The organism is Pelomonas sp. Root1237 (genome assembly GCF_001425055.1).
Lineage (GTDB): Bacteria > Pseudomonadota > Gammaproteobacteria > Burkholderiales > Burkholderiaceae_C > Pelomonas.
This window is the reverse complement of sequence record NZ_LMDK01000019.1, coordinates 345,996-369,846: the sequence shown is the minus strand read 5'-3', so window position 1 is coordinate 369,846 and position 23,851 is coordinate 345,996. Positions and strand designations below refer to the sequence as shown.

The window sequence follows — 23,851 nt, the reverse complement described above, 5'->3', positions numbered from 1 at the left end:
CCCGAAATGTGTGATGTATTGCTGCCAGTTCTTCATTCCCGTAACTGACTGGCCGGCGTAGTATCAAATCCCGGTGCCACTCGATGCACCGCGCAGGAGACGATCATGGCCCGCCTCGCCAGCGCTGCAGTACTGAGCCTCTCTGTCCTTTGTGCTATCCATGCCGTCTCGGCCCAGGCCGACGACAACGCCAATCCGCGCTGGCAGGCGCGGTTGCAGCTGAACAGCATCGACAGCGGCAGCGAGGCGCAGCAGCCCCATCTCGGCGGATCCCGTGTGCTCAGCGCCAACCTGCTTGGCGACTACTACCTCACCAGCTCAGGCTTCTCCAGCCTGCGCGGCGGCCTTCGTGCCACCGGTGGCCTGTTGCTCGGACCGCTGTCCATGTCGCAAAGCAGTGGCGGCCTGGCCCTGGGCAGCGGCCCGGTCTCCGCGGGGCGGCGCAGCCTGTCGCTGAACGGCCCTGACGGTTATTCGCTGGACAACGCCAATCTCTCCTATGTCGGCATCGGCTACACCGGCCGCGTGCACAAGAGCGGCCTGGCCTTCAGCGCCGACTTCGGCCTGATGTCAGGCTCCTATGGCAGCAGCCTGCGCCTGGGCCGCAGCAGCGCCCAGGGCTTCGAGGACGCCATGCGCGATTTGCGCTTCAAGCCCTTGCTGCAATTGGGCTTGGCGTACAGCTACTGACGCTCAACCGGGCGCGTCCCGGATAATTGCCGTTTTGCCTTTTGACGAGAACAGCAATGAGTGACGTTCAGCAACGCATCGACGACCTGGTCAAGTCCAATCGCGTCGTGCTCTTCATGAAGGGCACCGCCCAGTTTCCGATGTGCGGTTTCTCCGGCCGCGCCATCCAGATCCTGAAGGCCGCCGGCGTGACCGATCTCAAGACCTTCAACGTGCTCGAGGACGAGGAAGTGCGCCAGGGCATCAAGGACTACGCCAACTGGCCCACCATCCCCCAGCTCTACGTCAACGGCGAATTCCTCGGCGGCTCGGACATCATGATGGAGATGTACGAGTCGGGTGAGCTGCAGCAGGCATTGACGGCCGCCTGATGAGCCCGCAGCGGCTCGTCGTCGGGCTGACCGGGGCGACGGGCGCCGCCTACGCGCTGCGGCTGCTGCGCCGCTCGCGCGAGCTGGGCGTCGAGACCCATCTGATCGCCACGCCCGCCGGCATCCTCAACGTCCATCACGAACTCGGCCTGGACCGCTCTGCGCTGGAAGCCGAGGCGGACCATGCCTACGCGCCAGGAGACATCGGCGCCTGCATCGCCAGCGGCAGCTTCGCGACCGCCGCCATGATCGTGGCGCCCTGTTCGATGAAGTCGCTCGCGGCGATTGCTCACGGGCTTGGCGACAACCTGCTGACCCGCGCCGCCGACGTCACCTTGAAGGAGCGCCGCCGGTTGATCCTGATGGTGCGCGAGACACCGCTCAACCTGGCCCATTTGCGCAATATGGTCGCGGTGACCGAAATGGGCGGCATCTGCTTCCCGCCGCTGCCGGCCTTCTATCACCGCCCCAAGACGATCGAGGAGGTGGTCAACGAGACCGCCGAGCGGGTGCTGGAGCTGGCCGGCGTCGCGGCGGCGCAGCCCAAGTCCTGGGCCGGGCTCTAGGGAAACGCTAAACCAGTCACTCGCGCGCAGCGCATCCCTGCTTTGGGCGGCCTGCGGCGTTGCAAATCCTCGCCATAGCCCGCTATGGCTGTGGTTTGCGCCTTGCAGTCCATCCCAAACCAGGGCGCGCTGCATCACGGGACCGATTCAGCGTTCCCCTGGCCCGCTCAGGGCTTCTGCACCACCAACCCACGCCGCTCCAGCAGCGGCTTGATGTCGGGCTCGTGGCCCACGAGGTGGCGGAACAGCACCATCGCATCCTCGCTGCCGCCACGCGACAACAGCTTGGCGCGCAGCGCATCGCCGTTGGCACGCTTCAAGCCACCATTGGCCTTCAGCCATTCGACGGTGTCTGCGTCCAGCACCTCGCTCCAGATGTAGGCGTAGTAACCGGCCGAGTAGCCGCCCATGATGTGGCTGAAGTAAGGCAGGCGATAGCGCGGCGGCACGGGGCCGAAGTCAACGCCTTCGTCCTTCAGCACCTTGGCCTCGAAGGCCATGATGCCGTCGGCTGCGGGCACTTCGCCGGCCTTGAGCTGGTGCAGGCGCTGGTCGACGATGGCGGCGCTCAGATAAGACAGTGTCGTGTAGCCCTGGTTGAAGCGCTTGGCACGCGCCACCTTGTCGAGCAGTTCACGCGGCATGGCCTCGCCAGTCTGGTAGTGCTTGGCATAGCTGGCCAGCACGCTGGGCCAGTCGGCCCAGACCTCGTTGACCTGCGAGGGATATTCAACGAAGTCGCGCGGCACGCGGCCCAGGCCCGGGTATTGGCCCTTGTTGAACATGCCATGCAGCGCGTGGCCGAACTCGTGGAACAAGGTGTTGACCTCATCCCAGGTCAGCAGCGTCGGCTCACCGGCCGGTGGCTTGGGGATGTTGAGATGGTTGGCAACGACCGGCTGCGTGCCCTCCAGCGCGTTCTGGCTGACGTAGGCGTTCATCCATGCACCGCCGCGTTTGCTGGGTCGGGCGTAGAGGTCGGCGATGAAGATGGCGAGCTGCTTGCCGTTGGTGTCGAAGACGTCGTAGGTGCGCACGTCGTCGCGGTAGACCGGCAGATCGGTGCGGCGCTTGAAGCTGATGCCGTAGAGCTGGTTGGCCGCGAAGAACACGCCGCGCTCCAGCACGCTGGTGAGCTCCAGATAGGGCTTGAGCTGGCTTTCGTCGAAGCCGTACTTGGCGGCACGCAGCTTCTCGGAGTAGTAGCTCCAGTCCCAGGGCTGCAGGGCGAAACTGGGTTGCTTCTTGACGGCCTGGTCGGTATCAATGAGCTTTTGCAGCTCGGCAGCCTCCTGTTTGGCCGACGCCACGGCCGCCGGCCCAAGCTTGCCGAGCATGGCATTGACGGCTTCGGCGGACTTGGCCGTCTCCTCCTCCAGCACATAGGCGGCGGGCGTCGCATAGCCGAGCAGGGCCGCGCGCTCCTGGCGCAACGTCATCACGCGGGACACGATGCCCGTCGTGTCATTGGCATTGCCGCGGCTGCCGCGCGCGACGGATGCGCGGTGCAGGCGCTCGCGCAGTGCACGGTTCTGCAACTCGGTCTCCAGCGGCTGGATGGTGGTGTTCAGCAGCGTCAACAGGTACTTGCCTTCTAGACCCTTCTTCTTGCCGGCTTCGGCCGCGGCGGCCACCTGGGCCGGCGTGAGCCCGGCAAGATCCTCGGCGCTGTCAACGATGAGAGCCGAGTCATTGACCTCGGCCAGCACCGCCTTGTTGAAACGCGCGCCCAGCGTCGCCAACTCGGCGTTGATGGCCTTCATGCGCACCTTCTGTTCGTCGCTCAGCTGCGCACCGGCGCGCACCATGTCGCGGCGGTAGCGCTCGATGAGGCGCTTGCCTTCGGCGTTGGGCGCTGCCTTGCCACGCGTCGCGTACAAGGTCTCGATGCGGGCGAACAGCCTGGGGTTGAGCAGCACCGCGTCGCGATGGGCGGCGAGCTTGGCGGCGTAGTCGGTCTGCAACTGCTGGCGGGCGGGGTTGGCGTCCGCACCGATCAGGCTGAACAGCAGCGTGGAGGTGCGGCTCAGCAACCGGCCACTCTTCTCCCACGCGACGATGGTGTTGTCGAAGGTGGGCGCTGCAGGGTTGTCGGCGATGGCCTGGATTTCGGCCAGTTGCTCAGCCATGCCCTTGTCCAGGGCCGGGCCGAAATGCTCGTCGCGTACCTTGTCGAACTGCGGATATTGCAGCGGCAGCGGGCTGGGCGTGAAGAGGGGGTTGTCCGAAGGCTGCTGAGCCCAGCTCAGGCTGGTAGCCAGCAATGTCGTCAGGAGAAGAGGCGCGAAGCGTTTGGCAGCGGGCATGGGTGGCTTGTCTTGTGGACGAAACCTCAAAGCCTAACGCCCTGACCGCTCCCGGCCACAAGCCACGCCGGGAAAGCCCTGAGTCATTTCTCGCCGGGCAGCAACCACTGCCGCCGCGCGGCAAATACGGCGTTCGGATATTCGGGCCGGCCGCGGCTGCCGTTGTAACGGCCCAGAGCCAGGAAGAGGTCGCCCTTCTCCAGGTCCAGGTAGTGGCGCAAGATGACGCAGCCGAAACGCAGATTGCTCTGCATGTGAAAGAGGCGCGCGGCATCGCCGTCGCCGATCAGCTTGGCCCAGAAGGGCATGACCTGCATATAGCCGCGCGCGCCGGCAATGCTGATGGCGTATTTGCGAAAGCCGCTCTCGACCTGCACGAGGCCGAGCACGAGGCTGGGCTCCAGGCCCGCGCGCTTGGCCTCGTACCAGACGGTCTCGAGGAACTCGATGCGGATCTGCGTCTCGGTTTTGCGCTTCTTCAGCCGCTCGCTCATCGCGCCCAGCCAGCGCAGATAGGCCATGCGCTCATCGACCTGGCTGGCCTCGAACTTCGGGCGCGGCGGGGCCGCCTGGGCGATGGAGGCGGTCAGCGCCGAGCGCATCGAGTCCGCCAGCGGCTCCTCGACCTGGGCGCCGGCCTGCGCCGCCAGCGGCGCGGCGAGCAGGCTGGACAGCAGCAGCCGGCGCTTCAAAGCTTGAGCAGGCCCTTCAGGTGGCCGACCACATCGCCCACGGCGAGCTTGGTCGCGGCCTCGTCGCGACGGCCCTGGTACTCGACCTGGCCTTCCTTCAAGCCACGGTCGCCCAGCACGACGCGGTGCGGCACGCCGATGAGCTCCCAGTCCGCGAACATCGCGCCGGGGCGCTCACCGCGGTCGTCCAGCAGCACGTCAACGCCCAGCGCCTTGAGCTCCTCGTACAGCTTGTGGGCGGCGGCCTTGACCTCTTCGCTCCGGTCCATGCCGATGGGGCAGATGACGACGGTGAAGGGTGCGATGGCGTCCGGCCAGATGATGCCGCGCGCATCATGGTTCTGCTCGATGGCGGCACCCAGGATGCGGGTCACGCCGATGCCGTAGCAGCCCATCTCCATCAGCTTGGGCTTGCCGTTCTCGTCCAGGAAGTTCGCGTTCATCGCGGCCGAGTACTTGGTGCCGAGATAGAAGACATGGCCGACCTCGATGCCGCGCTGGATGGCGAGCAGGCCCTTGCCGTCGGGCGAGGGGTCACCGGCAACGACGTTGCGAATGTCTGCAACGACGTCGGGCTCGGGCAGATCGCGGCCCCAGTTGGCGCCGGTGAAGTGGAAGTCAGCCTCGTTGGCGCCGCAGACGAAGTCGCTCATGACGGCGACCGTGCGGTCGGCGACGATCTTCAGCGGCTGCTTCAGTCCGATGGGACCAAGGTAGCCGGGCTTGCAGCCGAAATGGGCGTCGATCTCGCCGCTGGTCGCGAAGCGGAAGCCGCCCTTCAATCCCTCGACCTTGCCGGCCTTGACCTCGTTCAGGTCGTGGTCGCCGCGCACCAGCAGCAGCCAGACCTGGGTCTTGACGATGTTGCCGTCCTTGTCGAGCTCGTCGGTGGCCAGCACCAGGGACTTGACCGTCTGCGCGAGCGGCAGACCGAGCAGCAGCGCCACCTCGGCGCACGTAGCCTTGCCCGGCGTGGGCGTCTTGGTGAGCGTCTGCAGCGCGTCGGCGCGGCCGGGCAGCAGGGCGACGGCTTCCGCCAGCTCGATGTTGGCGGCGTAGTCGCTGGTCGGGCAATAGACGATGGCGTCTTCGCCGGTCTCGGCGATGACCTGGAACTCATGCGAGCGGTCGCCGCCGATGGCACCGGTGTCTGCAGCGACAGCGCGGTACTGCAGGCCGAAGCGGTCGAAGATCTTGCCGTAGGCCGCGTACATGTTGTCGTAGCTGCGGCCGGCGGCCTCGACGTCACGGTCGAAGGAGTAGGCGTCCTTCATCGTGAATTCGCGGCCGCGCATCAGGCCGAAGCGCGGACGGCGTTCGTCGCGGAACTTGGTCTGGATGTGATAGAAATTCTTCGGCAGCTGGCGGTAGCTGCGCAGCTCCTGGCGGGCAATGTCGGTGATGACCTCCTCGCTGGTCGGCTGCACGATGAAGTCGCGGCCATGGCGGTCCTTCACGCGCAACAACTCGGGGCCCATCTTGTCGAAGCGGCCCGTCTCCTGCCACAGCTCGGCTGGCTGGATGACGGGCATCAGGCATTCGACGGCTCCCGCCGCGTCCATCTCCTCGCGGATGATCTTCTCGACCTTGCGGATGACACGAAGACCCATCGGCATGTAGTTGTAAATGCCGGCGCCCAGGCGCTTGATCATGCCGGCGCGCATCATCAGCCTGTGGCTGACGACCTCGGCATCGGCGGGCGCTTCCTTGAGGGTGGAGACGAAGAACTGGGAGGCTTTCATGGGCAGACCGGATCAAAGGCCAGGAGAGCGCCTGGCAAATGCGAAGGCCGGGTGAAAACCCGGCCGAAGTCACGACAAAACAGGGAGAAATCTTCGGGTTAGCGAGGGCGCTGTGACGATCGTGGCCCGATGCAATAATCGAACCAACTAGAGATTTGAGGTTGATTATGCTCGACCGTGAAGGCTTCCGCCCCAACGTCGGCATCATCCTGCTCAACCAACGCAACGAGGTCTTCTGGGGCAAACGCATCCGGACGCACTCGTGGCAGTTCCCGCAAGGGGGCATCAAGCACGGTGAAACGCCTGAGCAGGCGATGTTCCGAGAGCTCCACGAAGAAGTGGGGCTCACGCCAGAGCATGTGCGCATCATCGCGAGGACTCGCGACTGGCTGCGCTACGAGGTGCCCGAGCATTTCATTCGGCGAGATGCGCGTGGCCATTACAGGGGCCAGAAACAGATCTGGTTCCTGCTGCAGATGGTGGGGCGCGACTGCGACATGAACCTGCGCGCCACCGACCACCCGGAGTTCGACGCCTGGCGTTGGAACGAGTACTGGGTGCCGCTGGAGGCCGTCATCGAGTTCAAGCGCGGCGTTTACGAGATGGCGCTGACGGAACTGGCGCGCTACCTGCCGCGCATCAACCATCACAACCGCTATCTGCGTGCCGGCATGCGACCCGCGCACCGGGAGCGCAACAGCGGGCCAATGCCGCTGGACACGCCGCTGGAGACAACGGCTACGCCGCCGGAGGGTGAGCCACCGAACTGAGGGGGCTGCGCCTCTAGCGGAGCACCAAGTTGTCTCGATGGATAAGTTCGGGCTCTGCCGCATAGCCGAGCAGCGCCTCGAACTCTGACGACGGCTTGCGCGCAATCAGCCGGGCTTCCGAGGCTGAATAGTTGGCCAGGCCACGCGCGAGTTCGACGCCCTCGGCCGTCTGCACGGCGATGACATCGCCACGGTGGAAGCCTCCCTGCACCTCGACGACGCCGATGGGCAGCAGGCTCTTTCCCTCGTCGCGCAGCTTGATCGCCGCGCCGGCATCCACCTTGACCGAGCCGCGCAGTTGCAGGTGGTCGACCATCCACTGCTTGCGCGCCGCCAGCTTGGGCGTGGCCGCCAGCAGGGCCGTACCGATGGCCTCGCCACGCGCCAGGCGCAGCAGCACATCGGGCTCGCGCCCCCAGGCGATGACGGTGCCGGCGCCGCTGCCAGCCGCGCGCTTGGCCGCGAGGATCTTCGTGATCATGCCGCCGCGGCCGATGCTCGAGCCGGCGCCGCCAGCCATGCGCTCCAGCTCCGGATCGCCGGCCTGTGCCGTATCGATGAAGCGGGCGGTTGGGTCCTTGCGTGGGTCGGCTGAATACAGGCCGCGCTGGTCGGTCAGGATCACCAGCGCATCGGCCTCGACCAGGTTGGCGACCAGCGCCCCCAGCGTGTCGTTGTCGCCAAACTTGATCTCGTCGTTGACGACGGTGTCGTTCTCGTTGATGACGGGCAGCACGCGATGGGCCAACAACGTCAGCAGCGTCGAGCGCGCATTGAGATAGCGCTCCCGGTCCGCCAGGTCGGCGTGCGTCAGCAGCACCTGGGCACTGGCCATGCCCTGGGCACTGAGCTGGCTCTCGTACATCTGCGCCAGGCCCATCTGACCGACGGCTGCAGCGGCCTGCAATTCGTGCAGTTCCTTGGGGCGTGTCGCCCAACCGAGACGCTTCATGCCCTCAGCGATGGCGCCGCTGGACACCATGATCAGCTCACGGCCCTCTTTCGCCAACGCCGCCAGCTGGCGGCTCCAGTTCGCGATCGCCTCGGCATCAATGCCGCGGCCCTCGTCAGTGACGAGGCTGGAACCGACTTTGACGACGATGCGGCGTGCGCTGGACAGCAAACTCATTCGGCGGGGCTGTTGGACTCGAAACGGATATCGGGCTCGACCAGCACGTTCTGCTCGGCAGCGACGTGTTCGTAGATCGCATGGATCAGCGGCTGGCAGCCCTGGCGTGTCAGCGCCGAGATCTCGAAGACCGGCCCCTTCCAGCGATAGCGCTTGACGAAGTCCTTCACGCGCGTGGCACGCTCTTCCTCTGGAACCATGTCCAGCTTGTTCAACACCAGCCAGCGTGGCTTGGCATGCAGCTGAGGGTCGTATTTCTTCAGCTCGGCCACGATGGCCTTGGCTTCCTTGACCGGATCGACCTCGGGATCAAAGGGCGCGAGGTCGACGACATGCAGCAGCAGCCGCGTGCGTTGCAAATGGCGCAGGAACTGGTGACCGAGGCCAGCGCCCTCGGAGGCGCCTTCGATGAGGCCTGGAATGTCCGCGACAACGAAGCTCTTCTCGGGCGCGACGCGCACGACACCGAGGTTGGGATGCAACGTCGTGAACGGATAGTCCGCAATCTTGGGCTTGGCGTTGGAGATCGCCGTGATCAATGTCGACTTGCCGGCGTTGGGCTGGCCCAGCAGACCAACGTCGGCCAGCACGCGCAGCTCCAGGCGCAGCTTCTTGGCCTCGCCCGGCCAACCCGGCGTTTTCTGGCGCGGCGCACGGTTGGTCGACGTCTTGAAATGCAGGTTGCCAAAGCCGCCGTCGCCGCCCTTGGCGAGCAGAATGCGCTGGCCGGACTCGATCAACTCGCCGATGACGGATTCGGTTTCCAGGTCCGTGATGATGGTGCCGACCGGCACACGCAGCACGATGTCGTCGGCCGCCGCGCCGAAGCAGTCGGAACCGCGACCAGCCTCACCGTTGCGTGCCTCGTGGCGGCGTGCGTAGCGGTAGTCGATCAGCGTGTTCAGGTTGCGGTCCGCCTCGGCCCACACGCTGCCACCCTTGCCGCCGTCACCGCCGTCCGGCCCACCGAAGGGAATGAACTTCTCGCGACGAAAGCTGGCGCAGCCCGCGCCGCCGTTGCCGGCTGCGATGTCAATGGTGGCTTCGTCGACGAATTTCATGGCTGAGCAGCCATCGTACTGGCTGGGTTGCGGCGCGCCCGCTGCGATTCAGTGCGGCGGGCTTTCCAAAAAACAAACCCGGCAAGCCGGATCAAACAAGCAAAGGCTCCGGCAAGCCGGACCTTAAAAAACAAAAGCCCCGGCGAGCCGGGGCTTGGAAGTATCCGGGCGGGCGACCCGTCCGGATCACGCAATCATCAAGCCGCCAGCGGCGTGATGACGACGGTCTGACGGTTCTTCTCGCCCTTGATGGCGAAGGACACGTGGCCATCGACCAACGCGAACAGCGTGTGGTCCTTGCCCATGCCGACGTTGACGCCAGCGTGGAACTTGGTGCCGCGCTGACGCACGATGATCGAACCTGCGGAGATCAGTTCACCGCCGTAAGCCTTGACGCCCAGCATCTTGGGCTTGGAGTCGCGGCCATTCCGTGTGGAACCGCCGCCTTTTTTCTGTGCCATGAGTTAGCTCCTAGAAATTAGCGAAAGACGACTGGAATCAGCCGTTGACCGCGCTGATTTCCAGCTCGGTGAAGTTTTGGCGATGGCCTTGGCTCTTCTTGTAGTGCTTGCGACGGCGCATCTTGAAGATGCGAACCTTGTCGTGCTTGCCATGGCTGACAACCTTGGCGCTGACAGTAGCGCCGGCGACCAGCGGAGCGCCGACCGTCAGGCCGTCGCCGCTGCCGATGGCCAGCACTTGGTCGATAGTGACCTCAGCGCCGACTTCCACGTCGAGCAACTCGACCTTGATCTTTTCGCCGGCAGCAACCTTGTATTGCTTGCCGCCGGTTTTGATGACCGCATACATATTCATCCTTCCGCACCTCAGGGGTGCAATCACCCGGCTCCAGCAGCTTGACGCCAGCCATTCAGCCCGCGCCGCCGCCCTCGTCGGGCCTTTTTGTCGGTTTTGATCCCCATTGCCCGCCACCCATCAAAGACACACGGCTTGCAAAGAGCCCGCGAGTATACCCTGACGCTTCATCGAAAGGCAATGCTCCACGCGCTGGGCCTCCTGCAAGCCTCACGACAACAGTGCGGCCCGACCATGCCCGCAAGCGCATGGACGCCGTTTCTATAATCACCCCATTCCTTGCCTGAGAGTCCACGTGCGCGTCGAGTCAGCCTCGCCCCCATCCCAAGTTGCTGAGGTACTCGCCCTGCTGGCCGACGAAATGGCCCAGGTCGACGCGGTCATCGCGCAGCGCCTGTCCTCCGATGTGGCGCTGATCGACCAGATCGCGCACTACATCGTGCATGCCGGCGGCAAGCGCATGCGCCCCAAGCTCGTGCTGCTGTTTGCGAACGCGCTCGGTTTTGCCAAGCCGGCGCGCTTTGAGTTGGCCGCCGTCGTCGAGTTCATCCATACGGCGACGCTGCTGCACGATGACGTCGTTGACGAGTCCTCACTGCGTCGCGGCAAGCCGACCGCCAACGCCCTGTTCGGCAACGCTGCGAGCGTGCTGGTCGGCGACTTCCTTTATTCGCGCGCCTTCCAGATGATGGTGTCGGTCGACCGCATGCGGGTGCTGGAGGTGCTGGCAGAGGCCACCAACGTCATTGCCGAGGGCGAAGTCCTGCAGCTGATGAACATGCACGACCCGGACATCACGGTGGAGAGCTATCTGCGCGTGATCCGGTTCAAGACTGCCAAGCTTTTCGAAGCCAGCGCTCGCCTCGGCGCGGTACTGGCCAACGCCCCGCCCGAGGTCGAGGAAGCCTGTGCCGCCTATGGGCGCGCGCTGGGAACGGCCTTCCAGCTCATCGACGATGTGCTGGATTACGAAGGAGACGCCCTGGAGCTCGGCAAGAACATCGGGGACGACCTGCGCGAGGGCAAGACGACACTGCCGCTGTTGATCGCGATGGAGCGAGCAACGGGCGAGCAACGCGCATTGCTTCGGCATGCCATCGAAGAGGGCGAGCAGGAAAAACTGCAGGATATCGTTGCCATCGTGCGCTCAACCGGCGCCCTCGAATCGACCCGGGAAGCGGCGCGAACCGAAGCGCGGCACGCGGCCGAATGTCTCAGCCACCTGCCTCCAAATAGGTGGACAGAATCTCTGCTAGAATTCGCAATTCAGTCGGTTGAGCGCCACTCATAGGCGGCTCGCGCAGAAGACATCGGGGTGTAGCTTAGCCTGGTAGAGCGCTACGTTCGGGACGTAGAGGCCGGAGGTTCGAATCCTCTCACCCCGACCAAGTCTTCGCCCTCGGGATGAGGGTCCGCAAATCGACCGGGCCACAGTACCGGCAACCCTGAAATCCTGACGTTATCCCTGGAATTCGTTTGCCTCGCGCCCGGCTACCGACTGGCACAATTGGCAGACTTCGCTCTTTCCGTCGTTGACGCAACTGCCTGTGGAAACCACGCTCGCCGAGCCGCTTCAGTCTTCCCTGTCGGGGGTGGCGCGCATGCTGGTGCACGCCGGCAAGCTCCAGGCCAAGGCCGCCGAAGATCTCGTCAAGCAGGCGAGGGAAAAGAAGGCCAGTTTCGTCAACGCGGTGATCGCAAGCGGCCTGGTTTCGCCAGTCGATCTGGCGCACACCTTGTCCAGTGCCCTGGCCTTGCCGCTGCTGGATCTGTCGGCGATGGACCCGCAGCGCATGCCGCAGAACGTCATCGACGCCAAGCTGGCCCAGCAGTACCAGGTCGTGGCCCTGTCGCGGCGCGGCAATCGCCTTTTCGTCGGCGGCGCCGATCCCACGGATCTCGAGGTCATTGAACGCATCAAGTTCGCGACCCAGCTGCAGCCGGAATGGGTCATCGTCGAGCATGACAAGCTGGCCAAAATGCTGGCCAGCAGCGGCGTCAGCGCGACGGAATCGCTCGAGAGCATCGCTGGCGGCGACTTCGACTTCGACATCGCCGAAGAGGATGCGACGCCGCAGCAGGAGGCTGCCGAACTGGCAGACGTCGAGGACGCACCCGTCGTCCGCTTCCTGCAGAAGATGCTGGTCGACGCGATCAATCTGCGCGCCTCGGACTTGCATTTCGAACCCTACGAGTTCCACTACCGCGTGCGCTTTCGCGTCGATGGCGAGTTGCGCGAGATCACGCAACCGCCCATTGCGATCAAGGACAAGCTGGCCTCGCGCATCAAGGTGATTTCGCGCCTGGACATCTCCGAGAAGCGAGTGCCCCAGGACGGGCGCATGAAGCTGAAGTTCGGCAGCAAGTCCATCGATTTCCGCGTCAGCACCCTGCCTACGCTGTTCGGCGAAAAGATCGTCATTCGTATCCTGGACTCGTCCTCCGCGAAGCTGGGCATTGAAGCGCTGGGCTACGAGAAGATCGAGAAGGAGCGCCTGCTCGCCTGCATCTACCGCCCTTACGGCATGGTGCTTGTGACCGGCCCGACGGGCTCCGGCAAGACGGTGTCTCTCTACACCTGTCTGAACATCCTGAACCAGCCTGGCGTCAACATCGCGACCGTGGAAGACCCGGCCGAAATCAACCTGCCCGGTATCAACCAGGTCAACGTCAACGACAAGGCGGGCCTGAACTTCTCGACGGCCCTGAAGTCCTTCCTGCGCCAGGATCCAGACATCATCATGGTCGGCGAAATCCGTGACCTGGAAACCGCCGATATCGCGATCAAGGCCGCTCAGACGGGCCACATGGTCATGTCGACGCTGCACACCAATGACGCGCCCAAAACGTTGACCCGTCTGCTCAACATGGGTGTGGCGCCGTTCAATATCGCGTCCAGCGTGCTGCTCATCACCGCTCAGCGCCTCGTGCGCCGGCTGTGCGAGAACTGCAAACAGCCGGCAGACTACCCACGCGAAGCGCTGATCAAGGCCGGCTTCGTCGAGGAAGATTTCGACGGCAGCTGGAAGCTCTATCGCGCCGTCGGCTGCAGCAGCTGCACAAATGGTTACCGCGGCCGCGTCGGGCTTTACCAAGTGATGCCCGTCACGGAGGCGATCCAGCGCATCATCCTGGCTGAGGGAACGGCGATGGACATCGCCGAGCAGGCCAAGAAGGAAGGGGTGCGCGATCTGCGCCAGTCCGGCCTCGTGAAGGCGCGCGTCGGCGTCACGACACTGGAAGAAGTGCTGTCCGCCACCAACGAATAATCAGTCTCGAGGAGAGCGCATGGCTACTGCCACTGCCGCAGCAAAAGGCGTCAAGGACTTCGTCTTCGAGTGGGAGGGCAAGGATCGCAATGGCAAGATCGTCAGAGGCGAACTCCGGGCCGGCGGCGAGGCCATGGTCAGCGCCACCTTGCGCCGCCAGGGCATCCTGGTCAACAAGGTCAAGAAGCGCCGCTCCAGCGGCGGCAGCGCGGTCAAGCAGAAGGACATCGCGATCTTCACGCGCCAGCTCGCGACGATGATGCGCGCCGGCGTGCCGTTGCTGCAGTCCTTTGACATCGTCGCCCGCGGCGCGACCAACCCGCGCCTCACACGGCTGCTGAACGACATCCGACAGGATGTGGAGACCGGCACGAGCCTGTCATCGGCCTTCCGCAAGCACCCGATATATTTCGACGCCCTGTACTGCAACCTCGTCGAAGCGGGCGAAACCGGCGGTATCTTGGAGGCCCTGCTGGACCGGCTGGCGGTCTATCAGGAAAAGACGGTTGCCATCAAGAACAAGATCAAGTCGGCACTGACCTACCCCGTCGCGGTGATGGTGGTCGCCTTCATCGTGGTCGCAGTCATCATGATCTTTGTGGTGCCGGCTTTCGAGGACGTGTTCAAGTCCTTCGGCGCCGACCTTCCAGCACCGACGCTGATGATCATTGCGATGTCGAAGTTCTTCGTCTCCTACTGGTGGGCCATCTTCGGCAGCATTGGCGGTGGCATCTATTTCTTCCTGCAGACCTGGAAGCGCTCCGTGCCGATGCAAAAGCGCATGGATCGCCTGCTGTTGAAGGTCCCCGTCTTCGGTGACCTCATGTACAAGTCCGCCGTCGCGCGTTGGACGCGGACCCTGTCGACGATGTTTGCCGCAGGCGTCCCGCTGGTCGAGGCGCTCGATTCCGTCGGCGGCGCCTCGGGGAATGCGGTATTCGCTGAGGCGACCGAACAGATCCAACGCGACGTTTCCACCGGCGCCGCGCTGACGACGTCGATGCAGACGACGGGCATCTTCCCGACCATGGTGTTGCAGATGTCTTCCATCGGCGAGGAATCCGGCTCCCTCGACCACATGCTGGCCAAGGCCGCGGAGTTCTATGAGGACGAGGTGGATGAAGCGGTCAAGGCGCTGTCCAGCCTGATGGAGCCCTTCATCATCGTCATCCTGGGCGGCCTGATTGGCGGCATCGTCGTGTCGATGTACCTGCCGATCTTCAAGCTCGGCCAGGTGGTCTGATGGCGGTGGACTACAGCCTGCTGCTGTCACCCTGGATCCTCGGCATCTTCGGTCTTTGCATCGGCAGTTTTCTCAACGTCGTCATTTACCGCCTGCCGCTGATGTTGGAGCGCCAGTGGCTGCATGAGTCGGCCGCGCAGCTCACTGACGCGGCCGCCATGGCGCGCGTCGCTGACGTGCCTTTGCCCGAGGCTGAAAAGCTGGCCAAGGCCGTGGATGTCTACGGCACCAAGATCGAAGCCCTGCCTCCATTCACTATCGCCGCGCCGCGTTCACGCTGCCCGCATTGCGGCCATCAGTTGCGCTGGCATGAAAACCTGCCGGTCATTGGCTGGCTTCGCCTGGGCGGTAAATGCGCCACGTGCAAGGCGCCGATCTCCAAGCGCTATCCCATCATTGAAGCGCTCACCGGCGCCGCCTTCGCCGCCCTGTCCTGGCGCTTCGGCGCCCAGCCGACCACGCTGCTCTGGTGCGGCTTCGTCGCTGCTCTGATCGCACTGGCGATGATCGACTGGGACACCACGTTGCTGCCGGATGCGATCAACCAGCCCCTGCTCTGGGCCGGGCTCGCCGCCGCCCTGATGGGCTGGACGATTCCGCTGGACAAGGCCCTGATCGGCGCCTTGAGCGGCTACCTGTCGCTGTGGTCGGTGTACTGGGTGTTCAAGCTCCTCACCAAGAAGGAGGGCATGGGCTATGGCGACTTCAAGCTGCTCGCGGCGCTGGGCGCCTGGCTGGGCTGGCAGATGGTGCTGCCCATCGTCCTCGGCGCCTCAGCCATCGGTGCCGTCATCGGCATCATCATGAAGATGAATGCCGGCCTGCGTGAGGGCCGCTACGTGCCCTTCGGCCCTTTCCTGGCCGGCGGTGGCCTGGTGGTGCTGTTTGCCGGCCAGCCGACGGTGCTGGGCTGGCTCGGCTGGACATGAACCCTTGATGAGGGTCGGCCTGACCGGCGGCATCGGCAGCGGCAAGAGCACGGTCGCAGGCTTTCTACACGAAGCCGGCGCCGCCCTCATCGATACGGATGCCATCTCCCGCACCCTGACCGCGCCCAGCGGTGCGGCCATGCCTGCCATTGCAGTGCAGTTCGGCGCGGACTTCATCAGCACCGATGGGGCCCTGGACCGCGATCGAATGCGCGCCCTGGTCTTCTCTGACCCGACGGCCAAGCGCCGGCTCGAGGCCATCCTGCATCCGCTGATCACCGCTGAAGCACAGGCGCAGGCTGAGACCGCGACGGCCCGCCTTGTCGTCTTCGACGTGCCTCTGCTGGTCGAATCCGGTCGCTGGCGGGCGCGCGTCGCCCGCGTGCTCGTCGTCGATTGCGCGATCGAAACCCAGATCGAACGGGTGCTGCAGCGCCCGGGCTGGACGCGCGAACGCATTGCGGGCGCCATCGCAGCACAGGCCAGCCGCGAAGCCCGCAGGGCGGCGGCCGACGCTGTGCTCCACAACGATCGCCTACCGCTTGTTGCGCTCAGAAACGAGGTTCTCAGCCTGGCCGAGCGCTGGGGCTGTGAAACAATCGCCCGGCCCTGATCGCAGTCCACCCGAGGCACCTTTGGTCCTGTACGAGTACCCGTTCAACGAAAGCATCCGCACGATGCTTCGCCTCGAGCATCTGTTCGACCGCCTCGGCACGCTGATGTCGCGCGAGACCGCGCTGGACCATCATTTCGCCCTGGTCACGCTGTTCGAAATCATGGACGTCGCTTCGCGTGCCGACCTCAAGAGCGATCTGCTCAAGGAACTCGAGAAGCACAAGGCGCAATTCATCGGTTACCGCGGCAGCCCCGGCCTTGACGAAGCACGCCTGGATGAAGTCGTCGCCCGCATCGACGGCGCCTTCCAGCGTTTGAACGCGCTGGCCGGCAAGGCCGGCGCGACGCTGACGGGCAACGAGTGGCTGATGAGCATCCGCAGCCGCATCAGCATTCCCGGCGGCACCTGCGAGTTCGACCTGCCGGCCTATTACAACTGGCAGCAGTTGCTGCCGGTGCGCCGACGCAAGGATCTGATGACCTGGGCCCAGACGCTGATGCCGCTGGCTGAGGCCCTGCAGGTGCTGCTCGGCCTGCTGCGCGACTCTGGAGCCCCGCACAAGGTGGCGGCCACCGCGGGGCAGTTCCAGCAGAGCCTGCCGCCTGGCCGCGTCTACCAGCTGCTGCGCATGCGCATCGACCCCAGCCTCGGGCTGATCCCCGAAATCTCCGGCCATCGGCTGATGATCTCCATCCGCCTGATGCGCCAGGACGAGGAAGGCCGGCTCAAGCTGGCACAGGAAGACAGCGGCTTCGAACTCGCCTTGTGCCAATGAAGACGAACCCCGCAGGCGAGCGCATCGTGCGCTGCCCTCAATGTGGCGGCGACAGCGTGTTCGCACCCAGCAACAAATGGCGGCCCTTCTGCAGCGAGCGCTGCCGGCAGATCGACCTCGGCGCCTGGGCCAGCGAGTCGTTCCGCGTGCCCGCCACGCCGCCCCAGAACCCGGATGAATACGGGCCGGACGGCGAGCCGCTGGTGCACTGATCAGGCGCTCAAGCGCTCAACAGACGCCGCGACACCAGCTCACGCCGCGCGCTGGCGGCATCCGTGAACAGGAAGGCCTGCCAGTCGCGTGACAGGGCCGCATCAACATTGGCCGGGTGGTCGTCCAGGAAAAGCAGGTCCTGCGGCGGCGCATTGAAGTGACGCTCGGCCATCGCGAACATCTCGGCGCTCGGCTTGATCTGCTTGACACGGCCCGAGAACAGGCCCGACTCGAACCATTCATTCAGTGGAAAGCTGCGGCTGAGATGGTCCGCATACGGCTCGGGCATGTTGGACAGGAAGTGCAGCGTGTGCCCCGCGGCGCGCAGATCGCGGATCAGCACGGCAGTAGCGGGGATCAGCATCAGCTCGTCCGGCACTGCACGCACGACCGCAGCGACGTCGCCCCGCGGCCAGCCGGTGCGCGCCGAGATGCGGCGCACCACCTCGTCGGCGCCGATCAGGCCCTGGTCGAACAGGCCCCAGTCGCCACCATAGTTCTGAAAAAAGACCACAGCCGCGGCCGCCCCCTGCTCCAGCGTCTCGATGCGGTGCGGCCAGATGCGCGCGAGGAAGCTGGCCGGATGCCAGCGGAACACCACGCCGCCAAAATCAAAGACGATCTTCATGCGGCCACCAGCCGCTTCAACAGGCCGGCGGTCGAGCCGTCCAGGCCCGCCGTGTCGCCGGAGTCCAGGCGCGGCAGCAACTGGTTGCAGAGTGCCTTGCCCAGTTCCACGCCCCACTGGTCGAAGCTGTTGATGCCCCACAGTGCGCCGGTCACGAAGACGCGGTGCTCGTACAGGGCGATCAGCGCGCCGAGCGAACGCGGCGTCAGCGCATCCAGCACGAGGGTCGTACTCGGGCGGTTGCCAGGAAAGCTGCGGTGCCGGGACAAGACGCCACGGTCCAGCGTTGCCGACGCGGTCGGCGCCTTCTCGGTGAGGGCCTCGGCGGCCGTCTTGCCTTGCATCAATGCCTGGCTCTGCGCCAGGCAGTTGGCCAGCAGCTTGCGGTGCTGGTCGGCCAGCTTCTCGGCCAGTTCTCCGCTTACGCCGTGATTCGGGCGCTTCACCGCGATGAACTCCACCGGGATGACGTCCGTGCCCTGATGCAGCATCTGGAAGTAGGCGTGCTGGCCGTTGGTGCCGACCTCGCCCCAGACGACGGGCGACGTCCCGATTGACAGCGCGTTGCCGTCCAAGTCCACGCCCTTGCCGTTGCTCTCCATCTCCAGCTGCTGCAGATAGGCGGGCAGGCGGCGCAGGCCCTGGTGATACGGTGCGACGCTGCGGCTGGTGAAGCCATGGAAATTGCGGTACCAGACGTCGACCAGGCCCAGCAGCACCGGCAGATTTCGGTCGAGCGGCGCCGACGCGAAGTGTTCGTCCATCGCATGCGCGCCGGCCAGCAGTTCACGGAAGTTGTCGGCGCCGACGGCGATGGCAATGGGCAGGCCGATGACCGACCACAGCGAGTAACGGCCGCCGACCCAGTCCCAGAAACCAAAGGCGGTGTCGATGCCGAAGGCGGCAGCGGCGGCAGTGTTGCTGCTGGTCGCGACGAAGTGGCGCGCCACATCCGTTCCGCCGGCGGCCAGGAACCAGGCCTTGGCAGCTTGCGCATTGGCCAGCGTCTCCTGCGTCGTGAAGGTCTTGGAGGCAATGACGAACAGCGTGTGCTTTGCGTCAACGCCGGCCAGCACGGGCGCCAGGTCATGGCCGTCGACGTTGGAGACGAAATGCAGCTTGAGATCGCGACGACCAAAGGCCTGCAGCGCCTGCACGACCATGGCCGGGCCGAGGTCGCTGCCGCCGATGCCGATGTGCACGACGTCGGTGATCTCGCCCCGCTCGCCGCGGCGCACGCGCTCGGCAAAGGCCAGCATCGCATCCAGAGATGCTTGCACCTCGGCATTGAACGGTGCCTTGCTGCCTGCCGGCGCGCGCAGCGCCGTGTGAAGCACCGCGCGGCCTTCGGTGTGGTTGACCGGGTCGCCGCGCAGCAGCGCATCGCGCCGCGCTTCCAGGCCACAGTCGGCCGCCAGCTTCAGCAGCAGGGTCAGCGTGGGCATGTCGATGCGGTTCTTGGACAGATCGGCGAACACCTCGGGCGCTTCAAACGACAGCGCGCCGAAGCGGTCTGCATCCGCCTTGAAAGCTTCACGGATATCGAAGCCGCGACCGCTCGCGGCGTAGTGGGCTTGCAGTTCAGCCCAAACGGGAGACAGGTCGCAGCGCGCCGTCATGTCAGGCGGCCTCGATGAGCTTGTCGAGCTTGCCGGCATCGACGGCGAACTGGCGGATGCCCTCGGCCAGCTTCTCGGTGGCCATCGCATCCTCATTCAGCGCGAAGCGGAAGGCGGCTTCGTCCAGGTGGATGGCGGGTACGGCCGCCGCCTTGGCCGGGTCGAGCGCGCGCTCCAGCTTGGCGTCGGTGGCCTGAAGTTGGGCGAGCAGATCGGGGCTGATGGTCAGCAGGTCGCAGCCGGCCAGCGCCTGGATCTGGCCGATGTTGCGGAAGCTCGCGCCCATGACCTCGGTCTTGATGCCATGCTGCTTGAAGTAGGCGTAGATCTGGCTCACCGACTTCACGCCGGGGTCGTTGACGCCGGCCATCGCCGCCTCATCCCAACTGCTGCCGGCGAACTTCTTGTACCAGTCGTAGATGCGGCCGACGAAGGGAGAGATCAGCTGGACCTTGGCTTCACCGCAGGCCACGGCCTGGGCGAAGGCGAACAGCAGCGTCAGATTGCAGCGGATGCCTTCGCGCTCCAGTTCGGCAGCGGCCTGGATGCCTTCCCACGTCGAGGCCAGCTTGATCAGCACGCGCTCGCGCGAGATGCCGGCGGCTTCGTACAGGCCGATGACGCGGCGGGCGCGGGCGAGCGACGCGGCCTTGTCGAAGGACAGGCGCGCATCGACCTCGGTGGACACACGGCCTGGCACGACCTTGAGGATCTCGAGACCGAAGCGCACCAGCACCTGGTCGACGATCTCGTCCAGGGGCTTGCCGCGATGCGCCTCGACCGCTTCCTTCAGCAACGGCGCGTAGTCGGGCGACTGCACCGCCTTCAGGATCAGTGAAGGGTTGGTCGTTGCATCTCGCGGTGCAAACTGCGCGAGCTGCAGGAAGTTGCCCGTATCGGCAACGACGGTGGTGAGGGTTTTGAGCTGGTCGAGCTGGTTCATGGGCTGCCTGTATCCGGGTCGAACGGATTGACCCGACGAAGAAACTGCTGCATAGTATTTCACGAAACTTAGTTACACAACGGTTAGCGCTCCATGGGAGACGCTGGCCTGGAGACCCCGCAGATGTCTTTCGATCTCGTGTTCTTTGGCGGTACCGGCGACCTGACATGGCGCAAGCTGATGCCCGCGCTGTTCCAGGCCTTCCGGCACGGCAAGCTGCCCGAAGGCGGCCGTATTCTCGCCGTCGCGCGTGACGACCAGACGGACGAGCGCTATCGCGAATGGCTGAAGGAGCGCTTCCGCGAAGTGGATGGCGCCAAGCGTCCCAACGACGAGGAGTTCGAGCGCTTCGCGGCGCTGATCCATTACCGCCGCATGGACTTGTCCCAGCCCGATCACTACGCCGGGCTCAAGGAATGGCTGGACGCGCGCAACGCCGACACCGTCGTCCTTTATCTCGCCACCAGCCCGCACCTGTTCACCGGCATCTGCCAGCAACTCGGCGCCGTGGGCCTGAACCACGACAAGGTGCGCGTGGTGCTGGAAAAGCCGCTGGGCCATGACCTGGCCAGCGCCCAGGAGATCAACCGCGCGGTGCGCAGCGTCTTCGCCGAAGCGCAGGCCTTCCGCATCGACCACTACCTCGGCAAGCCCTCGGTGCAGAACCTGATGGCGCTGCGCTTCGGCAACGCGCTGTTCGAGCCGCTGTGGCGCCGCGAAAGCATCGCCAACATCCAGATCACGCTGGCCGAGCGCCTGGGTGTGGGCACACGCGGCGCCTTCTACGACGGCACCGGCGCGCTGCGCGACATGATCCAGAACCATGCGCTGCAACTGCTGACCATGATCGCGATGGAGCCGCCGGCGCGCAACGACGCCGACGCCATCCGCGACGAGAAGCTCAAGGTGCTGCGTTCGCTGAAGCCCTTCACGCCCGACAGCGTCGCCCGCGACGTCGTGCGCGGCCAGTACCGCGCCGGCAGCATCGAAGGCAAGGCCGTGCCGGGCTATCTGGAAGAGGTCAAGGTGCCGCCCGACAGTGCCTGCGAAACCTTCGTCGCGCTGCGCACCGAGGTCAACAACTGGCGCTGGGCCGGCGTCCCCTTCTACCTGCGCACCGGCAAGCGCCTGGCCGAACGCGACGCACAGATCGTCGTCAACTTCCGCCCCGTACCGCACAAGATCTTCCCCGGCGCAAGCCAGCCCAACCGCCTGGTCATCAAGCTGCAGCCCGAGGACGGCCTGGAGTTGCAACTGCTGGCCCAGAAGGGCGCCGGCCACGGCGAACAGTTGACGCCGGTGTCGCTGGACCTGGACTTCGACAAGGCCTTTGCGACGCAGCGCGTCGGCGCTTATGAGCGCCTGCTGCTGGATGCGATTGCCGGCCGCCTCAACCTCTTCGTGCGCAGCGATGAGCAGGAGCAGGCCTGGCGCTGGGTTGAACCCATTCTCGACGCCTGGGCGGCCGACGCAAGCGGCCCGCGCCCCTATTCGGCAGGCTCCTGGGGCCCGGCCGCCGCAAGCGCACTGGTCGCGCGTGATGGTTTCAGTTGGGCGGAAGAACAATGAGCATTCTTGAGCGCGTGAAGGCCGCCCTGCCGGCCCTGCCGCCGGCCGAACAGCGCGTCGCCAAGCTGTTGCTGCTTGATGCCCGCAGCTTCGCCAGCCTGCCGGTCAGCGAGTTGGCCGACCGGTCGCATGTATCCAAGCCGACGGTGGTGCGCTTTTGCCGCAGCGTCGGCTACGACGGCCTGGCCGACTTCAAGCTGAAGCTGGCCGGCAGCGTCAACGAAGGTGTGCCCTTCGTGCACCGTGCCGTGGACGAGGACGACAAGACGGGCGACATCATCGTCAAGGTGGTCGACAACGCCGTTGCCGCCCTGCTGCATTACCGCAACGATGCAGCCAGCCATGCCTTCGAGCGCGCCATCGACGCGCTGACCGATTCGGCCCGCCACAACCGACGCATCGAGTTCTACGGCGTCGGCAACTCCGGCATCGTGGCCCAGGACGCCCAGCACAAGTTCTTCCGCCTGGGCGTGAACACGGCGGCGACCAGCGACGGCCATGTGCAGCTCATGAGTGCGACCATGCTGCAGCCAGGCGATTGCGCCGTCATCATCAGCAATTCGGGGCGCAGCCGCGACCTGCTGGATGCGGCCGACATCGCGCGCAAGAAGGGCGCAACCATCATCATCATCACGGCCAGCGCTTCGCCGTTGGCGCAGCTGGCGCTAGGCCCCAGCCAGATCCTGCTGGCGGTGGACCATCCCGAAGACTTCGACCGCTATAGCCCCATGGTGTCGCGTTTGCTGCATCTGATCGCGGTGGACATCCTGACCACGGGCGTGGCGCTGAAGCTGGGCCAGCACCTGCGGCCCATGCTGCAGGAGATCAAGAAGAATCTGCGCGCGAAACGTTACGCGGGCTGATCAGACGGCCGCGGCAGGCGGCCACAGCAGTTCGGCCACGCCGTAGACGCGAGCCAGTTCGCGAAGCTTGTCGGGCGCGTTGTCCAGCTTCAGCGTTGCGCCCTGCTCGGTGCACTGGCGCCCGGCCGACAGCAACACGCTCAGCGCCGCGGAATCGAAATCCTTCAACTCGGCAGCCGACAGCCTGACCTCACGGCCGGCCGCCGCCAGCACCTGGGCGGCCTCGGCGCGCAGGGCGGGCGACATCTGCGCCCAGGCGGCGCGGGCGCCGTCCGTGCGCAGCCGTGCAGGCAGCTTCAGGCCGCTCAAGATCAGCCCTTGGCGGCGGGAGCGCCGGCCTTGGCGTTCTTGTCCGCCAGGCTCTTGATCAGGCCGTCGATGCCGTTGGCGCCGATCTCCTGAGCGAAGCTGTTGCGGTACTGGTCCGCCAGCCAGATGCCCAGCACATTGACGTCATAGATCTTCCACTCGGCACCGGCCTTCTCCAGGCGATAGTCGAGCTGGATGGCATCGCCCTTGCCACGGATCTCGGTCTTCACGACGACCTCGGTGTCGGTCGGCTGGGCGCGCAGCGGCTTCAGGCCGATGGTCTGGTCCTTCACCTGCGTCAGCGCGCCGGCATAGGTGCGCACCAGCAGGGTCTTGAACTCGGCCTGCAGCTTGGTCTGCTGCTCCGGCGTGGCCTGGCGCCAGAAGCGGCCGACGGCCGATGCCGTCATGCGCTGGAAGTTGACGTGAGGCATCACCTTGGCGTCGACCAGGGCGATGATCTTGTTGACGTTGCCGGCCTGGATGTCCTTGTCGGCCTTGACGGCCTCGATGGTTTCCAGGGACAGCTGGCGGATCAGCTGGTCGGGCGTGCCGCCATCGGCCGCATGGGCGCCATGCACGAGGCCAAGGCTCAAGGTCGCCAGGGTGGCCACGGTGAGCAGGCGGCGGCGCAGGGATTTCAGCACAGTCATGGTTTCGCTTTCTCTGAACGGGACGGGCGCTCAACGCGCCAGTCCGGATTTTGGTTGGCTCTCGGGACGTAACCGTTCG

25 protein-coding genes and 1 tRNA gene are annotated in these 23,851 nt (G+C 65.3%); 14 read left to right on the top strand and 12 right to left on the bottom strand.

What is annotated here, in order from left to right; all coding sequences use genetic code 11:
- The first annotated feature begins 105 nt into the window (after nucleotides 1–105).
- From ASC91_RS24500 to ASC91_RS24490, 3 genes are read left to right on the top strand one after another with little or no spacing between them, the layout of a single operon-like run.
- On the top strand, nucleotides 106–690 hold the full coding sequence (locus ASC91_RS24500) for a hypothetical protein (RefSeq protein ID WP_056203407.1): 585 nt from the start codon (nucleotides 106–108) through the stop codon (nucleotides 688–690).
- 56 nt (nucleotides 691–746) lie between these two features.
- Nucleotides 747–1,061, top strand: a complete 315-nt coding sequence (gene grxD / locus ASC91_RS24495) for a Grx4 family monothiol glutaredoxin (protein ID WP_056203405.1) — start codon at nucleotides 747–749, stop codon at nucleotides 1,059–1,061.
- On the top strand, nucleotides 1,061–1,627 hold the full coding sequence (locus ASC91_RS24490) for a UbiX family flavin prenyltransferase (protein WP_056203402.1): 567 nt from the start codon (nucleotides 1,061–1,063) through the stop codon (nucleotides 1,625–1,627). Before grxD ends, ASC91_RS24490 begins: the two co-directional genes overlap by 1 nt.
- Nucleotides 1,628–1,794: 167 nt before the next feature.
- Here ASC91_RS24490 and ASC91_RS24485 read toward each other — a convergent pair whose 3' ends face one another.
- From ASC91_RS24485 to ASC91_RS24475, 3 genes are all read right to left on the bottom strand, one after another.
- Nucleotides 1,795–3,933: a M3 family metallopeptidase gene (locus ASC91_RS24485; RefSeq protein ID WP_056203399.1), complete on the bottom strand. Its 2,139-nt coding sequence runs from the start codon at nucleotides 3,931–3,933 to the stop codon at nucleotides 1,795–1,797.
- Nucleotides 3,934–4,016: 83 nt separating this feature from the next.
- A complete protein-coding gene (locus tag ASC91_RS24480) occupies nucleotides 4,017–4,625 on the bottom strand; it encodes a lytic transglycosylase domain-containing protein (RefSeq protein WP_056203398.1) in 609 nt (202 codons plus the stop codon).
- Nucleotides 4,622–6,367 carry a proline--tRNA ligase gene (locus tag ASC91_RS24475; protein WP_056203395.1) on the bottom strand — a complete coding sequence of 582 codons (1,746 nt, stop codon included), beginning with the start codon at nucleotides 6,365–6,367 and terminating at the stop codon, nucleotides 4,622–4,624. Before ASC91_RS24475 ends, ASC91_RS24480 begins: the two co-directional genes overlap by 4 nt.
- A 167-nt stretch (nucleotides 6,368–6,534) precedes the next feature.
- Between ASC91_RS24475 and ASC91_RS24470 the strand changes: the two genes are divergently transcribed.
- A complete protein-coding gene (locus ASC91_RS24470; protein WP_056203392.1) occupies nucleotides 6,535–7,137 on the top strand; it encodes an RNA pyrophosphohydrolase in 603 nt (200 codons plus the stop codon).
- Nucleotides 7,138–7,150: 13 nt separating this feature from the next.
- Here the strand turns inward: ASC91_RS24470 and proB are convergent, their stop codons facing one another.
- From proB to rplU, 4 genes are all read right to left on the bottom strand, one after another.
- Complete coding sequence (gene proB / locus ASC91_RS24465; RefSeq protein WP_056203390.1) at nucleotides 7,151–8,266, bottom strand: glutamate 5-kinase; 1,116 nt, start codon at nucleotides 8,264–8,266, stop codon at nucleotides 7,151–7,153.
- The gene (cgtA, locus tag ASC91_RS24460) at nucleotides 8,263–9,327 is read right to left on the bottom strand and encodes an Obg family GTPase CgtA (protein ID WP_056203387.1); all 1,065 of its coding nucleotides are present in this window, start codon (nucleotides 9,325–9,327) and stop codon (nucleotides 8,263–8,265) included. The genes proB and cgtA overlap by 4 nt, the downstream gene beginning before the upstream one ends.
- A 197-nt stretch (nucleotides 9,328–9,524) precedes the next feature.
- Entirely contained in the window at nucleotides 9,525–9,788 is a 264-nt protein-coding gene (gene rpmA / locus ASC91_RS24455) for a 50S ribosomal protein L27 (RefSeq protein ID WP_056203384.1), read from the bottom strand.
- 37 nt (nucleotides 9,789–9,825) lie between these two features.
- Nucleotides 9,826–10,137 (bottom strand): 50S ribosomal protein L21, encoded by a 312-nt coding sequence (rplU, locus tag ASC91_RS24450; protein ID WP_056203376.1) that lies wholly within the window; start codon nucleotides 10,135–10,137, stop codon nucleotides 9,826–9,828.
- A gap of 367 nt (nucleotides 10,138–10,504) precedes the next feature.
- Here rplU and ASC91_RS24445 point away from each other — a divergent pair, with 367 nt between their 5' ends.
- From ASC91_RS24445 to ASC91_RS24410, 8 genes are all read left to right on the top strand, one after another.
- The gene (locus tag ASC91_RS24445; RefSeq protein ID WP_056203374.1) at nucleotides 10,505–11,434 is read left to right on the top strand and encodes a polyprenyl synthetase family protein; all 930 of its coding nucleotides are present in this window, start codon (nucleotides 10,505–10,507) and stop codon (nucleotides 11,432–11,434) included.
- A 20-nt stretch (nucleotides 11,435–11,454) separates the two neighbouring features.
- Nucleotides 11,455–11,531, top strand: a tRNA-Pro gene (locus tag ASC91_RS24440).
- A gap of 213 nt (nucleotides 11,532–11,744) precedes the next feature.
- Nucleotides 11,745–13,412, top strand: a complete 1,668-nt coding sequence (gene pilB, locus ASC91_RS24435; RefSeq protein ID WP_082532993.1) for a type IV-A pilus assembly ATPase PilB — start codon at nucleotides 11,745–11,747, stop codon at nucleotides 13,410–13,412.
- A 19-nt stretch (nucleotides 13,413–13,431) separates the two neighbouring features.
- Nucleotides 13,432–14,655 carry a type II secretion system F family protein gene (locus ASC91_RS24430; RefSeq protein WP_056203372.1) on the top strand — a complete coding sequence of 408 codons (1,224 nt, stop codon included), beginning with the start codon at nucleotides 13,432–13,434 and terminating at the stop codon, nucleotides 14,653–14,655.
- Nucleotides 14,655–15,584, top strand: a complete 930-nt coding sequence (locus ASC91_RS24425) for an A24 family peptidase (RefSeq protein WP_056203370.1) — start codon at nucleotides 14,655–14,657, stop codon at nucleotides 15,582–15,584. The genes ASC91_RS24430 and ASC91_RS24425 overlap by 1 nt, the downstream gene beginning before the upstream one ends.
- A gap of 4 nt (nucleotides 15,585–15,588) precedes the next feature.
- Nucleotides 15,589–16,197 (top strand): dephospho-CoA kinase, encoded by a 609-nt coding sequence (coaE, locus tag ASC91_RS24420; protein WP_157282070.1) that lies wholly within the window; start codon nucleotides 15,589–15,591, stop codon nucleotides 16,195–16,197.
- A 22-nt stretch (nucleotides 16,198–16,219) separates the two neighbouring features.
- A complete protein-coding gene (zapD, locus tag ASC91_RS24415) occupies nucleotides 16,220–16,975 on the top strand; it encodes a cell division protein ZapD (protein WP_056203365.1) in 756 nt (251 codons plus the stop codon).
- Nucleotides 16,972–17,187, top strand: a complete 216-nt coding sequence (locus tag ASC91_RS24410; protein ID WP_056203363.1) for a DNA gyrase inhibitor YacG — start codon at nucleotides 16,972–16,974, stop codon at nucleotides 17,185–17,187. The genes zapD and ASC91_RS24410 overlap by 4 nt, the downstream gene beginning before the upstream one ends.
- Nucleotides 17,188–17,195: 8 nt before the next feature.
- Here ASC91_RS24410 and ASC91_RS24405 read toward each other — a convergent pair whose 3' ends face one another.
- Genes ASC91_RS24405 through tal form a run of 3 tightly spaced genes read right to left on the bottom strand, consistent with a single transcriptional unit; the run spans nucleotide 17,196 to nucleotide 20,378 of the window.
- On the bottom strand, nucleotides 17,196–17,816 hold the full coding sequence (locus tag ASC91_RS24405; RefSeq protein WP_056203360.1) for an HAD family phosphatase: 621 nt from the start codon (nucleotides 17,814–17,816) through the stop codon (nucleotides 17,196–17,198).
- Nucleotides 17,813–19,435 (bottom strand): glucose-6-phosphate isomerase, encoded by a 1,623-nt coding sequence (gene pgi / locus ASC91_RS24400; protein WP_056203357.1) that lies wholly within the window; start codon nucleotides 19,433–19,435, stop codon nucleotides 17,813–17,815. The genes ASC91_RS24405 and pgi overlap by 4 nt, the downstream gene beginning before the upstream one ends.
- A gap of 1 nt (nucleotide 19,436) precedes the next feature.
- Nucleotides 19,437–20,378 (bottom strand): transaldolase, encoded by a 942-nt coding sequence (gene tal / locus ASC91_RS24395; RefSeq protein ID WP_056203355.1) that lies wholly within the window; start codon nucleotides 20,376–20,378, stop codon nucleotides 19,437–19,439.
- A gap of 123 nt (nucleotides 20,379–20,501) precedes the next feature.
- On the opposite strand from tal, the gene zwf reads away from it, so the two are divergent.
- Both zwf and ASC91_RS24385 read left to right on the top strand, forming a co-directional pair.
- Nucleotides 20,502–21,947 carry a glucose-6-phosphate dehydrogenase gene (zwf, locus tag ASC91_RS24390; RefSeq protein WP_056203641.1) on the top strand — a complete coding sequence of 482 codons (1,446 nt, stop codon included), beginning with the start codon at nucleotides 20,502–20,504 and terminating at the stop codon, nucleotides 21,945–21,947.
- A gap of 2 nt (nucleotides 21,948–21,949) precedes the next feature.
- Complete coding sequence (locus ASC91_RS24385; RefSeq protein ID WP_056203638.1) at nucleotides 21,950–22,810, top strand: MurR/RpiR family transcriptional regulator; 861 nt, start codon at nucleotides 21,950–21,952, stop codon at nucleotides 22,808–22,810.
- Here the strand turns inward: ASC91_RS24385 and ASC91_RS24380 are convergent, their stop codons facing one another.
- Together ASC91_RS24380 and ASC91_RS24375 are read right to left on the bottom strand one after the other, a co-directional pair.
- Nucleotides 22,811–23,119 (bottom strand): lipid asymmetry maintenance protein MlaB, encoded by a 309-nt coding sequence (locus ASC91_RS24380; RefSeq protein WP_056203352.1) that lies wholly within the window; start codon nucleotides 23,117–23,119, stop codon nucleotides 22,811–22,813.
- 2 nt (nucleotides 23,120–23,121) lie between these two features.
- Entirely contained in the window at nucleotides 23,122–23,772 is a 651-nt protein-coding gene (locus ASC91_RS24375; RefSeq protein ID WP_056203349.1) for a phospholipid-binding protein MlaC, read from the bottom strand.
- Nucleotides 23,773–23,851: the final 79 nt, after the last annotated feature.